13 protein-coding genes are annotated in these 13,205 nt (G+C 39.9%); 12 read left to right on the plus strand and 1 reads right to left on the minus strand.

Translation table 11 applies throughout. The annotated features are described in order from the left end of the window. The 9 genes from HMPREF3237_RS09065 to HMPREF3237_RS03640 form a co-directional block, all read left to right on the plus strand. Window positions 1–592 (plus strand): SIALI-17 repeat-containing surface protein (locus HMPREF3237_RS09065; RefSeq protein ID WP_373879053.1); only part of this gene is annotated, 592 nt, incomplete at its 5' end. A 269-nt stretch (window positions 593–861) separates the two neighbouring features. Beyond that, window positions 862–1,560, plus strand: a complete 699-nt coding sequence (locus tag HMPREF3237_RS03605) for an N-acetylmannosamine-6-phosphate 2-epimerase (RefSeq protein WP_006146322.1) — start codon at window positions 862–864, stop codon at window positions 1,558–1,560. Window positions 1,561–1,676: 116 nt separating this feature from the next. Further along, window positions 1,677–2,993 (plus strand): ABC transporter substrate-binding protein, encoded by a 1,317-nt coding sequence (locus HMPREF3237_RS03610; protein ID WP_006146323.1) that lies wholly within the window; start codon window positions 1,677–1,679, stop codon window positions 2,991–2,993. A 235-nt stretch (window positions 2,994–3,228) separates the two neighbouring features. Next, entirely contained in the window at window positions 3,229–4,095 is an 867-nt protein-coding gene (locus HMPREF3237_RS03615) for a carbohydrate ABC transporter permease (protein WP_180364196.1), read from the plus strand. 15 nt (window positions 4,096–4,110) lie between these two features. Further along, window positions 4,111–4,953 carry a carbohydrate ABC transporter permease gene (locus tag HMPREF3237_RS03620; protein WP_001183246.1) on the plus strand — a complete coding sequence of 281 codons (843 nt, stop codon included), beginning with the start codon at window positions 4,111–4,113 and terminating at the stop codon, window positions 4,951–4,953. A 197-nt stretch (window positions 4,954–5,150) separates the two neighbouring features. Continuing rightward, window positions 5,151–5,603, plus strand: coding sequence for a NanQ anomerase/TabA/YiaL family protein (locus HMPREF3237_RS03625; protein ID WP_070888864.1), 453 nt, complete (start codon window positions 5,151–5,153; stop codon window positions 5,601–5,603). A gap of 19 nt (window positions 5,604–5,622) precedes the next feature. Further along, complete coding sequence (locus HMPREF3237_RS03630) at window positions 5,623–6,273, plus strand: DUF624 domain-containing protein (protein WP_070888865.1); 651 nt, start codon at window positions 5,623–5,625, stop codon at window positions 6,271–6,273. Window positions 6,274–6,438: 165 nt separating this feature from the next. Beyond that, on the plus strand, window positions 6,439–7,356 hold the full coding sequence (locus HMPREF3237_RS03635; protein ID WP_070888866.1) for a dihydrodipicolinate synthase family protein: 918 nt from the start codon (window positions 6,439–6,441) through the stop codon (window positions 7,354–7,356). A 15-nt stretch (window positions 7,357–7,371) separates the two neighbouring features. After that, window positions 7,372–8,256: an ROK family protein gene (locus HMPREF3237_RS03640; RefSeq protein ID WP_070888867.1), complete on the plus strand. Its 885-nt coding sequence runs from the start codon at window positions 7,372–7,374 to the stop codon at window positions 8,254–8,256. Window positions 8,257–8,271: 15 nt separating this feature from the next. On the opposite strand, the gene HMPREF3237_RS03645 is transcribed toward HMPREF3237_RS03640, so the two are convergent. Further along, window positions 8,272–9,123: a MurR/RpiR family transcriptional regulator gene (locus HMPREF3237_RS03645; protein ID WP_070888868.1), complete on the minus strand. Its 852-nt coding sequence runs from the start codon at window positions 9,121–9,123 to the stop codon at window positions 8,272–8,274. Window positions 9,124–9,315: 192 nt separating this feature from the next. Between HMPREF3237_RS03645 and pbp2b the strand changes: the two genes are divergently transcribed. The 3 genes from pbp2b (at window position 9,316) to HMPREF3237_RS03660 (ending at window position 13,178) form a co-directional block, all read left to right on the plus strand. After that, window positions 9,316–11,361, plus strand: a complete 2,046-nt coding sequence (gene pbp2b, locus HMPREF3237_RS03650) for a penicillin-binding protein PBP2B (protein WP_070888869.1) — start codon at window positions 9,316–9,318, stop codon at window positions 11,359–11,361. Between the two features lie 10 nt (window positions 11,362–11,371). After that, window positions 11,372–11,968: a recombination mediator RecR gene (recR, locus tag HMPREF3237_RS03655; RefSeq protein ID WP_070888870.1), complete on the plus strand. Its 597-nt coding sequence runs from the start codon at window positions 11,372–11,374 to the stop codon at window positions 11,966–11,968. Between the two features lie 166 nt (window positions 11,969–12,134). Then, on the plus strand, window positions 12,135–13,178 hold the full coding sequence (locus HMPREF3237_RS03660) for a D-alanine--D-alanine ligase (protein ID WP_070888871.1): 1,044 nt from the start codon (window positions 12,135–12,137) through the stop codon (window positions 13,176–13,178). Window positions 13,179–13,205: the final 27 nt, after the last annotated feature.

Here is a 13,205-nt window from a genome sequence, read left to right on the forward strand (position 1 = left end):
CGTAAATGATGAAGCAGCTCCTGTAACGGAGATTTCAGAATATACTGAGCCTGTTGGTACAGTAGGCGAAGAAGCAGCACCGACGGTGGAAGTTCCAGAATTCGAAGGTGGCGTGAATGCGGTACAAGCACTAGTTAATGAACTCCCAGAATTCGAAGGTGGCGTGAATGCAGTACAAGCGCTAGTTCATGAACTTCCAGAATTCGTAGGAGGTGTCAATGCGGTACAAGCGTTAGTTCATGAACTTCCAGAATTCGTAGGAGGTGTCAATGCGGTACAAGCGTTAGTTCATGAACTTCCAGAATTTGTAGGAAGCGTTAATTCAGTAGCGTCTCTCAAGAATGAGGTTCCAGAGTTCGTGAGTGGAGTAAGTACAATAAAAGCCACTAAAAACGAATCGTTAGAATATAAGAGCGAGAAACGTCCAGTGGAAATTCTAGTAGTACAGCAAGATAAGACTTACCAAGCTCCTGCAGCCCAACAACTAACCCTTCCTGAAACAAGAAGTGAAGTTTCAACCTCTTTAGTATCTCTGGGAATAGTTGGTACACTTTTAGGATTATTTGGAATGGCCAAGAAGAGAGAAGATTAAAGCCATTTAAGAAAGAATAATAGGCTTAGAATGAAAGAGTCTGTGACGATTGTTTGTCACAGACTCTTTTCTTTCTAGAAAGCCAATAAAGTAATGATAATAGGAATCGAAGATGATTCAGGAAACAAGCAATCTCTGAAACTACTTTCAGAAGAATCTGTTTCATAAAATTGTTTTGAAACTTCAATCTATTATAACACAAGGTATTGAAAGCGCTTTAAAAAAGATATATAATAAACCCGTAAGAAAAAAGAAAAGGAGGAAAGTAGATGCCACAAATTACTAAAGAAGCTTTGATTGAGCAGATTAAAGATGGGATCATCGTTTCTTGTCAGGCCCTTCCTCACGAACCGCTGTATACAGAAGCGGGGGGTGTTATGCCCTTGCTAGCAAAAGCAGCTGAGCAAGGTGGAGCAGTGGGTATCCGAGCAAATAGTGTTCGAGATATTAAGGAAATTCAAGAGGTCACAAAACTTCCGATTATTGGAATTATCAAACGTGATTATCCACCACAAGAGCCATTCATCACTGCTACCATGAAAGAGGTCGATGAATTAGCAGCTCTGGACATTGAGGTTATTGCTCTTGATTGTACCAAGAGAGAACGCTATGATGGTTTGACTATTCAAGAATTTATCCGCCAAATCAAAGAAAAATATCCAAATCAACTCTTGATGGCTGACACAAGTACCTTTGAAGAAGGTCTAGCAGCAGTAGAAGCAGGAATTGACTTTGTTGGAACAACCTTATCGGGCTACACATCATACAGCCCGAAAGTGGATGGTCCAGACTTTGAATTGATTAAGAAACTTTGCGATGCAGGAGTAGACGTCATCGCTGAAGGAAAAATTCACACGCCAGAACAGGCTAAGCAAATCCTAGGCTATGGGGTGCGAGGCATTGTAGTTGGTGGAGCTATTACTAGACCAAAAGAGATTACGGAACGATTTGTTGCGGGTCTCAAATAAGACAATTAAAACACGAGGAGAGTGGTTCATTAACAAAACAAAATGTAAACGTATACAAAGTCGCCAATACTCATTATCCACTTCGGATACGCTTATCATCATTTAGGAGAATACTAATGAAATTTAAAAAACTAGCTTGTACAGTACTTGCGGGTGCTGCAGTTCTATCTCTTGCTGCTTGTGGCAAGTCAGACGCTAAAAAAGACGCTGCAAGTGATTCAGGAAAAACTGAAATTACTTGGTGGGCATTCCCAGTATTTACACAAGAAAAAACTGGCGATGGTGTAGGAACCTACGAAAAATCTATCATCGCAGCTTTTGAAAAAGCAAATCCAGATATCAAGGTTAAACTAGAAACAATCGACTTCAAATCTGGTCCTGAAAAAATCACAACAGCAATCGAAGCAGGAACAGCTCCAGATGTACTCTTTGACGCACCAGGACGTATCATTCAATACGGTAAAAATGGTAAATTAGCTGACTTGAACGACCTCTTTACAGCTGACTTTGTAAAAGATGTTAATAATGAAAATATCATCCAAGCAAGTAAAGCCGGCGACAAAGCTTACATGTATCCAATCAGTTCAGCACCATTCTACATGGCTATGAACAAGAAAATGTTGGAAGAAGCTGGTGTCGCAAACCTTGTTAAAGAAGGTTGGACAACAGATGACTTTGAAAAAGTTTTGAAAGCTCTTAAAGATAAAGGCTATACACCAGGTTCATTGTTCAGTTCAGGTCAAGGGGGAGACCAAGGAACACGTGCCTTCGTCGCTAACCTTTATGGCGGATCTGTAACTAATAAAGAAGTAAATAAATATACAACTGACGATCCTAAATTCGTTAAAGGTCTTGAAAAAGCATCTAGCTGGATTAAAGACGGTTTGTTGAACAATGGTTCACAATTTGACGGTGGGGCAGACATCCAAAACTTTGCAAATGGTCAAACTTCTTACACAATCCTTTGGGCACCAGCTCAAAACGGTATCCAAGCTAAACTCTTGGAAGCAAGTAAAGTTGAAGTTGTTGAAGTACCATTCCCATCTGATTCAGGTAAACCAGCTCTTGAATATCTTGTAAACGGATTTGCAGTATTTAACAATAAAGACGAAAAGAAAGTCGCAGCAGCTAAGAAATTCATCCAATTCATTGCAGATGACAAAGAATGGGGTCCTAAAGACGTAGTTCGTACAGGAGCATTCCCAGTTCGTACTTCATTTGGTAAACTATATGATGACAAACGTATGGAAACAATTGGTAGCTGGACTCAATACTACTCACCATACTACAACACAATCGATGGATTTGCTGAAATGAGAACACTTTGGTTCCCAATGTTGCAATCAGTGTCTAATGGTGACGAACAACCTGCTGCAGCTTTGAAGACATTCACTGAAAAAGCTAACGAAACTATTAAAAAAGCAGCTAAATAATAAGCCCTAAATTAAAACTGAAATCCCCCCTTTTCCCTGTGCACATCTGTGTAAGAAAAGGGGGGCTTTGATTTTAAAATGTAAGGAACTGACAGGTCAAAATTAAAATGAAGTTCTTACATCGGCTAATCTTTAAAAGAATTTCATTCTGATTTTAGATTAATGTCAGATGACAGTCAAAAAACAAAAACTATTTGAAAGTGAGGTGCCAACTGTGAAAGTCAATAAAATTCGCATGAGGGAAACAATTATTTCTTACGCATTCCTAGCACCAGTATTAATCTTTTTTACCGTCTTCGTTTTAGCTCCAATGATTATGGGCTTCATCACAAGTTTCTTTAACTATTCGATGACTAGCTTTGAGTTTGTGGGCTTGGACAACTATGTTCGTATGTTTAAAGATCCTGTCTTTACAAAATCTTTAATCAATACGGTAATCCTTGTTATCGGGTCTGTACCAGTCGTAGTACTCTTCTCACTCTTTGTAGCATCACAAACATATCAACAAAATGCTATTGCTAGATCTTTCTACCGTTTTGTCTTCTTCCTTCCTGTAGTAACAGGTAGTGTTGCCGTAACAGTAGTTTGGAAATGGATTTACGATCCACTATCAGGTATTTTGAACTTTGTGCTTAAGTCAAGTCACATCATCAGCCAAAACATTTCTTGGCTGGGAGATAAGAACTGGGCTTTGATGGCGATTATGATTATCCTTTTGACAACATCAGTTGGTCAACCAATCATTCTTTATATCGCTGCAATGGGTAATATTGACAACTCACTTGTAGAAGCAGCTCGTGTTGACGGTGCGACTGAATTCCAAGTATTCTGGAAGATTAAATGGCCAAGCCTTCTTCCAACAACACTTTATATCGCAATCATCACAACCATCAACTCTTTCCAATGTTTCGCCTTGATTCAATTGTTGACATCTGGTGGTCCGAACTACTCAACAAGTACACTTATGTACTACCTATACGAAAAAGCCTTCCAATTGACTGAATATGGCTATGCCAATACAATCGGTGTATTCTTGGCAGTCATGATTGCCCTTGTCAGCTTCGCTCAATTCAAGATCCTCGGAAACGATGTAGAATACTAAGGAAAGGAGACAGCTATGCAACCTACACAACAAAAGAAACCTTTAACAGCCTTTACTGTTATTTCTACAATCATTTTGCTCTTGTTGACTGTACTGTTTATCTTCCCATTCTACTGGATCTTAACAGGTGCATTCAAATCACAACCAGATACCATTATGATTCCACCGCAATGGTTCCCTAAAGCTCCAACTATGGAGAACTTCCAACAATTGATGGTGCAAAACCCAGCTTTGCAATGGATGTGGAACTCAGTTTTCATTTCCTTGGTAACCATGTTCTTGGTTTGTGCAACCTCTTCACTAGCAGGTTATGTATTGGCTAAGAAACGTTTCTATGGACAACGTATCCTCTTTGCAATCTTTATCGCTGCCATGGCACTTCCAAAACAAGTTGTTCTTGTGCCATTGGTACGTATCGTCAACTTTATGGGGATCCACGACACTCTTTGGGCAGTTATCTTGCCTTTGATCGGATGGCCATTTGGGGTCTTCCTTATGAAACAATTCAGTGAAAACATTCCTACAGAATTGCTTGAATCTGCTAAAATCGATGGATGTGGTGAGATTCGTACCTTCTGGAGTGTAGCCTTTCCAATTGTGAAACCAGGGTTCGCAGCACTTGCAATCTTCACCTTCATTAATACTTGGAATGACTACTTCATGCAATTGGTAATGTTGACTTCACGTCAAAACTTGACCATCTCACTCGGGGTTGCAACCATGCAGGCCGAAATGGCAACCAACTATGGTTTGATTATGGCGGGGGCTGCTCTTGCAGCTGTGCCAATCGTAACAGTCTTCCTTGTCTTCCAAAAATCCTTCACTCAAGGTATTACTATGGGAGCTGTCAAAGGATAGTACTCTACGAAAATCGAATCTCGTACAATCTGTTTATCAATATACAGAAATATATTTGATAGACAAAAAGAATATAGGCTTATAAGTGTCTGCAAAATGGAGAGTATTTCTTACTCTGTGAAGTTTTGTTAGACACTTATAAACTTATTACTTAGACATTTTTTAATTTAAGATAACAGTCCAGTAAAGGAAACAGTATGATTTTTGATGATTTAAAAAACATTACTTTTTACAAAGGTATTCATCCCAATCTAGACAAGGCCATTGATTATCTCTATGAGCATCGTAAAGATACTTTTGAATTGGGTAAATACGAAATTGATGGGGATAAAGTCTTTCTAGTTGTGCAAGAAAATGTTCTCAACCAAGAAGAAAATGATCGCTTTGAGCATCATAAAAACTATGCAGATTTGCATTTGTTGGTTGAGGGACATGAATATTCTAGTTACGGTTCTCGTGTAAAAGACGAGGCTGTAGCCTTTGATGAAGCCAGTGATATCGGCTTTGTTCATTGCCATGAACAATACCCACTCTTGTTGGGATATCACAATTTTGCAGTCTTTTTCCCAGGTGAACCACATCAACCTAACGGTTATGCGGGCATGGAAGAAAAAGTTCGCAAATATTTATTTAAAATTTTAATTGATTAGTCAGATAGGAGAACAAACAATGGCACATAAAGGATCTAGATTGATAAAAGCGGCATTCGATACAGATAATTTTCTCATGCGTTTTAGTGAGAAAGTCCTAGATATTGTGACTGCTAATCTACTTTTTGTGGTGTCTTGTTTGCCTATTGTGACGATTGGAGTAGCTAAAATCAGTCTCTATCAGACAATCTTCGAAGTTAAGAGCAGTCGTCGTGTTCCGGTTTTTAAAACTTATATGAGAGCCTTTAAGCAAAATTTGAAATTGGGTCTTCAGCTAGGTTTATTAGAACTAGGAATCTTTCTGATTAGTGTCGTTGACCTGTCTCTATTTTGGGGACAAACAGGCCTAGGCTTCCAGCTTATTAAAGCTATTTGCTTAGGAATTCTGATATTTTTAACTCTAGTTATGTTGGCTAGTTATCCAATTGCGGCACGCTATGACTTAACTTGGAAAGAAGTGCTCCAAAAGGGCTTGCTCTTGGTCAGCTTTAATTTCGTGTGGTTCTTCTTGATGCTTGCGATTATCTTATTAATCATTATGCTCCTCTATCTATCAGGCTTTACGCTCGTACTTGGTGGGTCAGCATTTATACTATTTGGCTTTGGTCTACTTGCCTTTTTCCAAGCTGGATTAATGGAAAAATTGTTTGCTAAGTATCAAGCAGATTGAAAATGATATGAAACTACTTTCAAACAAGAAAAACTACTCGAGAGGAATAGAAATTAAAATCTAAGTGACTCGGATGTATTGAAAGCGCTTTTTACAAGGTGTATACTAATAATAGTAAAAAATCATCTGCCCAGTGCAGAAATAAAGATAACTTAGGAGAAATCTATGTCAGATTTAAAAAAATATGAAGGTGTCATTCCCGCCTTCTACGCATGTTATGATGACGAAGGCGAAGTAAGCCCAGAACGTATTCGTGCCTTGGTGCAATACTTTGTTGATAAAGGTGTTCAAGGACTTTACGTTAATGGCTCTTCAGGTGAATGTATCTACCAAAGTGTAGCGGACCGCAAATTGATCTTGGAAGAAGTCATGGCCGTTGCTAAAGGTAAATTGACCATCATTGCTCACGTGGCTTGCAACAATACTAAAGACAGTATTGAACTTGCTCGCCATGCTGAAAGCTTAGGAGTTGATGCTATTGCAACAATTCCACCAATTTACTTCCGCTTGCCTGAATACTCAGTAGCCAAATACTGGAACGATATCAGTGCAGCAGCACCAAACACAGACTACGTTATCTATAACATTCCTCAATTGGCAGGTGTTGCTTTGACTCCAAGTCTTTACACAGAAATGTTGAAGAACCCACGTGTTATCGGTGTTAAAAATTCTTCAATGCCAGTTCAAGATATCCAAACTTTTGTTAGTCTTGGTGGTGATGATCATATCGTCTTTAACGGTCCAGACGAACAATTCCTAGGCGGACGTCTCATGGGTGCAAAAGCTGGTATCGGTGGTACTTATGGTGCTATGCCAGAACTCTTCTTGAAACTCAACCAATTGATTGCAGACAAAGACCTTGATACAGCACGTGAATTGCAATACGCTATCAACGCTATCATTGGGAAATTAACCGCGGCACATGGAAACATGTACGGTGTTATCAAAGAAGTCTTGAAAATCAATGAAGGACTTAATATCGGATCAGTTCGTTCTCCGCTTACACCAGTGACCGAAGAAGATCGTCCAGTTGTAGAAGCAGCTGCGGCATTTATTCGTGAAACTAAGGAGCGTTTCCTCTAATCAACAGGAGGCTTTATGACTAATTACGTTGCAATTGATATTGGTGGAACTAATATCAAATATGGTTTGATTGACCAAGATGGACAACTTGTAGAGTCTCACGAAGTAGCGACTGAGGCTCATAAGGGTGGTCCACACATCCTACAGAAAACAAAAGATATTGTAGCTAGCTACCTAGAAAAAGGACCTGTGTCAGGTGTGGCTATTTCCTCAGCGGGAATGGTTGATCCTGAGAAGGGTGAGATTTTCTATGCAGGCCCACAAATACCAAACTATGCAGGGACTCAATTTAAAAAAGAAATTGAACGTGCCTTTGACATTCCTTGTGAGATTGAAAATGATGTTAACTGCGCAGGACTTGCAGAAGCAGTATCTGGATCAGGGAAGGGAGCAAGTATCACCCTTTGCTTGACGATAGGAACAGGTATTGGTGGTTGCTTAATCGTTGACAACCAAGTTTTCCATGGATTTAGCAATTCTGCCTGTGAAGTTGGTTATATGCATATGCAAGATGGCGCTTTCCAAGATTTGGCGTCTACAACAGCACTTGTCAAGTATGTTGCTGAAGCACACGGTGATGAAGTTGATCAGTGGAACGGTCGCAGAATTTTCAAAGAAGCTACCGAAGGTAATAAACTTTGCATGGAGGGAATTGACCGCATGGTGGATTACCTTGGTAAGGGTCTCGCGAATATTTGTTATGTTGCCAATCCAGAAGTTGTCATCCTAGGCGGTGGTATTATGGGACAGGAAGCTATTTTGAAACCTAAGATTCGTAAGGCTTTGAAAGATGCACTTGTTCCAAGTTTAGCGGAAAAAACTCGACTTGAGTTTGCCCACCATCAGAATACTGCTGGTATGCTAGGTGCTTATTATCACTTTAAAACAAAACAATCCTAAATTGGCTTTGCCAATTTAGGATTTTCCATTTCTACGATTTCTACGATAACCATTTAATTTTTTATTTTCCCAATAGCTGTTAAAGATTTTTTCCTTGCTTTCACGATCAATTTCTAGGAAATAAGCATAGAGCAAATCCACTAAAATGAGCATCGGTAGTTGAGCAGAGATTCGTTGGATATAAGAGGCTTGTTTTTGCATCGCCACTAATACTGTCTCTGTAAATTCTTGGGTATCTTTATTGGGAGAACTTGTAAAGAGAACTGTCTTAGCCCCCATATCCTGAGCATCTAATAGGCTATCAATGATAGATGGTGTTGTCCCTGAGAGGGAAAAACCAAAGACTAAACATTTTTCGTCAATGATGCTAGTTGTCCAGGCAAAACCGTCTGGATCTGTTAAAGCTTCACAGACTACGCCCAATCTCATGAAGCGTAGCTTCATCTCTCTTGCAACCAAACCAGAGCTTCCAGTTCCAAAAAAATACACACGTTCGGATTGGTCAATCATCTGAGCTATGCGTTCCAATTGTTCCTCATCAATCAATTCTTGAGAAATCTCTCGTAGGTTTGCATAACTTCTGAGAACTCTTTGGGTCAAAGGATTCATATCCTGTTGAGGAGTGGTAAGAGTGTCTTTTTGTTGTTGGTATTTAAAAATGAACTCTCGGTAACCTTTAAAACCACATTTCTTGGCAAAACGAGTGAGCGCAGCCTGAGAAATATGAAGTTTTTGAGTAACTTGTTGAGAAGATAAATCATCATGTATCGTATCTGCCTGCAGAAAATAGCGGGCAATCTCTTGTTCCAGATCTGTCATCTCTTCGAAGTGAAGGTCTATGATCGTAGAGATATCTTGCTTATTCATGGGACTCCTTTTATAGCCATTTGCCAGAATTTCCTTTGTAAAACTGACAAATAAAATAGCGCTTACTTCTATTATATCATAGAAACTAAATTTTGTGCCAAAAAGGAAAAGTCTTTTCTTTTTCCATAATTTTCTCCCTAAATTATGGTACAATGAAAAGTAAGATTTTGATTAGAAACGAGATTGATTTGTATGAGAAAATTCAATAGCCATTCGATACCGATACGGCTTAATTTATTATTCGCAATCGTCATTTTGCTCTTTTTAGCAATTATTGGCCGCTTGCTCTATATGCAAGTTCTTCATAAGGATTTCTACGAAAATAAACTAGCCTCTGCTAGTCAAACTCGAGTGACCATGGGTTCTGCTCGTGGAGAAATTTATGATGCAGCAGGAAAACCTTTAGTCCAAAATACTGTTAAGCAAGTCGTTTCTTTCACACGCAGTAACAAGATGACTGCCGCTGATTTAAAGGACATTTCTACTAAATTGTTGAACTATGTCACAGTCACTTCTCCCGAGGTGACAGACAGACAAATGGCGGATTACTACCTAGCAGATGCTGAAGTTTATAAGAAAACAGTCGAGGCTCTTCCAAAAGATAAACGGTATGATTCAGACGGTAATAAATTTTCAGAATCTGAACTTTATAACAACGCTGCAGAGAGCATTGCCCCCAATCAGCTAAACTATTCAGAAGATGAAAAGAAGGCAATCTATCTCTTTAGCCAGCTTAATTCAGTCGAAAATTTCGCAACAGGGAATATTCGAACTGATCCATTAACGGATACACAAATAGCCGTGATTGCTTCTGCTTCAAAGGAATTACCAGGAATCTCCATTTCTACTTCATGGGATCGAAAGGTCTTGGATACTTCTCTTTCATCTATTGTCGGTAGTGTTTCTAGTGAAAAGTCGGGTCTCCCAGCAGAAGAAGTTGATGCTTATTTGAAAAAAGGTTACTCACTCAATGACCGTGTTGGGACTTCCTATCTTGAAAAGCAATACGAAGAAGTCTTGCAAGGAAAACGTACCGTCAAGGAAATCCATTTGGACAAGCACGGAGACATGGAGAGTGTAGAGAATATCGAAGAAGGAAGCAAGGGTAAAAACATCAAATTAACCATTGATTTGGCCTTCCAAGATAGTGTGGACAGTCTTCTAAAGAGTTACTTCAATTCGGAATTATCAAACGGTGGAGCAAAATACTCTGAAGGTGTTTATGCAGTAGCTCTCAATCCTAAGACAGGGGCTGTATTGGCTATGTCAGGGATGAAGCACAATCTGGAAACAGGAGAGTTGACATCAGACTCACTCGGAACTGTCACCAATGTCTTTGTTCCAGGGTCTGTCGTTAAGGCGGCAACGATCAGCTCAGGTTGGGAAAATGGTGTCCTATCAGGGAACCAAACCTTAACAGACCAACCAATCGTCTTTCAAGGTTCTGCCCCTATCAATTCCTGGTATACTCCTTATTACGGTTCTTTCCCGATTACAGCCGTTGAAGCCTTGGAGTATTCATCCAATGCTTACATGGTCCAAACTGCTCTTGGAATCATGGGGCAAACTTATCAGCCGAATATGACAGTGGGAACCAACAATCTTGAATCTGCTATGGGTAAACTTCGTGCTACCTTTGGAGAGTATGGACTAGGAGTTTCTACTGAGATTGACTTGCCAGATGAATCGACAGGATTTATCCCCCAAAAATTTGACTTGGCTAATTATTTAACTAATGCTTTTGGCCAGTTTGATAACTACACACCGATGCAATTAGCCCAGTACGTTGCAACTATTGCTAACAATGGTGTTCGTCTAGCTCCACATATTGTCGAGGGAATATACGACAACAATGATAAGGGTGGCCTTGGGGAATTAATCCAAGCAATAAATACCAAGGAAATCAACAAGGTCAATATTTCTGAATCAGATATGGCAATCTTGCACCAAGGATTTTACCAAGTATCGCATGGAACTAGTCCCCTAACGACAGGACGGGCGTTTTCAGATGGTGCCACTGTTTCTATCAGTGGTAAAACCGGTACAGCTGAAAGCTATGTAGCTGGTGGTCAAAAAGAAGCTAATAATACCAATGCCGTGGCCTATGCTCCAACAGAAAATCCTCAAATTGCAGTTGCAGTAGTCTTTCCTCATAATACCAATTTAACCAAAAATGTTGGGCCAGCAATTGCTCGCGACATTATCAATCTATACAACCAACACCATCCAATGAATTAGAAAGGAAGCCATGCTTTATCCAACACCTATTGCTAAGTTGATTGACAGTTATTCTAAACTTCCGGGTATTGGGATCAAGACAGCAACCCGTCTAGCCTTTTATACTATTGGAATGCCGGATGATGACGTCAACGAATTTGCTAAAAATCTCCTTTCAGCTAAAAGAGAGTTGACCTATTGTTCTATCTGTGGACGTTTAACCGATGAAGATCCCTGTTCTATCTGCACAGATCCAAGTCGGGACCAAACAACTATCCTCGTCCTAGAGGATAGTCGAGATGTAGCTGCTATGGAAAATATTCAGGAATACCATGGGTTATACCATGTATTGCATGGGTTGATTTCACCCATGAATGGAATTAGTCCGGATGATATCAACCTTAAGAGTCTTATGACTCGTCTTATGGCCAGTGAGGTTTCAGAGGTCATCGTAGCTACCAATGCAACAGCTGATGGCGAAGCGACCTCCATGTATCTCTCTCGCTTGCTCAAACCTGCAGGTATCAAGGTTACTCGTCTAGCACGAGGTCTAGCAGTAGGAGCAGATATCGAATATGCAGATGAAGTAACGCTCCTAAGAGCCATCGAAAATCGTACCGAACTTTAGTCTGTAAGGATATAGAACAGGCAATTAACTAGCAGATACGATATATAAGAAATCAAGAGACTAGATTTATTTTTAATCCAGTCTCTTTTGTGCTATTCAAGTTTAAAAAAATAAACAAATGTGATATACTAAAAAGCGAGTATTCTAGTAGAAATAGGACAATCATATGAAACAAACAATTATTCTATTATATGGTGGACGCAGTGCAGAACGTGAAGTATCTGTATTGTCAGCTGAGAGTGTCATGCGTGCGGTCAACTATGACCGTTTTGCAGTCAAAACGTTCTTTATCAGCCAGTCAGGTGATTTCATCAAAACCCAAGAATTTACCCAAACTCCTGGACAAGATGAACGTCTCATGACCAATGCGACTATTGATTGGGACAAGAAAATTGCTCCAAGTGCTATCTACGAAGAAGGCGCAGTTGTTTTTCCAGTTCTTCATGGACCTATGGGAGAAGACGGTTCAGTCCAAGGTTTCCTAGAAGTCTTGAAAATGCCTTATGTCGGTTGCAACATCTTGTCTTCAAGCCTTGCTATGGACAAAATCACGACTAAACGTGTTTTGGAGTCTGCTGGGATTGCTCAAGTTCCTTACGTAGCGATTGTTGAAGGGGATGACTTGGCCTCTAAGATTGCAGAAGTCGAAGAAAAATTAACCTACCCAGTTTTTACCAAACCATCCAATATGGGTTCTAGTGTTGGTATTTCTAAGTCTGAAACTAAAGAGGAACTCCATCAAGCTCTAGAACTTGCCTTCAAGTATGATAGCCGTGTCTTGGTAGAGCAAGGAGTCAATGCACGTGAAATCGAAGTTGGTCTCTTAGGAAACTACGATGTCAAGAGCACGCTTCCAGGTGAAGTTGTCAAAGATGTAGCCTTCTATGACTATGAAGCAAAATACATCGATAATAAGATTACGATGGATATTCCAGCTAAGATTAGCGATGATGTGGTATCGGTAATGCGCAAGAATGCCGAAACTGCCTTCCGTGCTATTGGTGGACTTGGTCTCTCACGTTGTGACTTTTTCTATACAGATAAGGGAGAAGTTTTCCTAAACGAGCTTAACACCATGCCAGGATTTACCCAATGGTCTATGTATCCACTGCTTTGGGATAATATGGGGATTCCTTATCCGGAATTGATCGAACGTTTGGTAGAACTTGCTAAGGAAAGTTTTGCTAAGCATGAAGCACATTTATTGTAAAGACAGGTTAAGGGCGGGGAAGACTCC

Source organism: Streptococcus sp. HMSC34B10, assembly GCF_001839505.1.
GTDB classification, from domain to species: domain Bacteria; phylum Bacillota; class Bacilli; order Lactobacillales; family Streptococcaceae; genus Streptococcus; species Streptococcus peroris.

Coding starts and splice junctions, on each gene's coding strand:
- HMPREF3237_RS03605 (WP_006146322.1), top strand. CDS start 862: ATGCCACAAATTACTAAAGAAGCTTTGATTGAGCAGATTAAAGATGGG.
- HMPREF3237_RS03610 (WP_006146323.1), top strand. CDS start 1,677: ATGAAATTTAAAAAACTAGCTTGTACAGTACTTGCGGGTGCTGCAGTT.
- HMPREF3237_RS03615 (WP_180364196.1), top strand. CDS start 3,229: ATGAGGGAAACAATTATTTCTTACGCATTCCTAGCACCAGTATTAATC.
- HMPREF3237_RS03620 (WP_001183246.1), top strand. CDS start 4,111: ATGCAACCTACACAACAAAAGAAACCTTTAACAGCCTTTACTGTTATT.
- HMPREF3237_RS03625 (WP_070888864.1), top strand. CDS start 5,151: ATGATTTTTGATGATTTAAAAAACATTACTTTTTACAAAGGTATTCAT.
- HMPREF3237_RS03630 (WP_070888865.1), top strand. CDS start 5,623: ATGGCACATAAAGGATCTAGATTGATAAAAGCGGCATTCGATACAGAT.
- HMPREF3237_RS03635 (WP_070888866.1), top strand. CDS start 6,439: ATGTCAGATTTAAAAAAATATGAAGGTGTCATTCCCGCCTTCTACGCA.
- HMPREF3237_RS03640 (WP_070888867.1), top strand. CDS start 7,372: ATGACTAATTACGTTGCAATTGATATTGGTGGAACTAATATCAAATAT.
- HMPREF3237_RS03645 (WP_070888868.1), bottom strand. CDS start 9,123: ATGAATAAGCAAGATATCTCTACGATCATAGACCTTCACTTCGAAGAG.
- pbp2b (WP_070888869.1), top strand. CDS start 9,316: ATGAGAAAATTCAATAGCCATTCGATACCGATACGGCTTAATTTATTA.
- recR (WP_070888870.1), top strand. CDS start 11,372: ATGCTTTATCCAACACCTATTGCTAAGTTGATTGACAGTTATTCTAAA.
- HMPREF3237_RS03660 (WP_070888871.1), top strand. CDS start 12,135: ATGAAACAAACAATTATTCTATTATATGGTGGACGCAGTGCAGAACGT.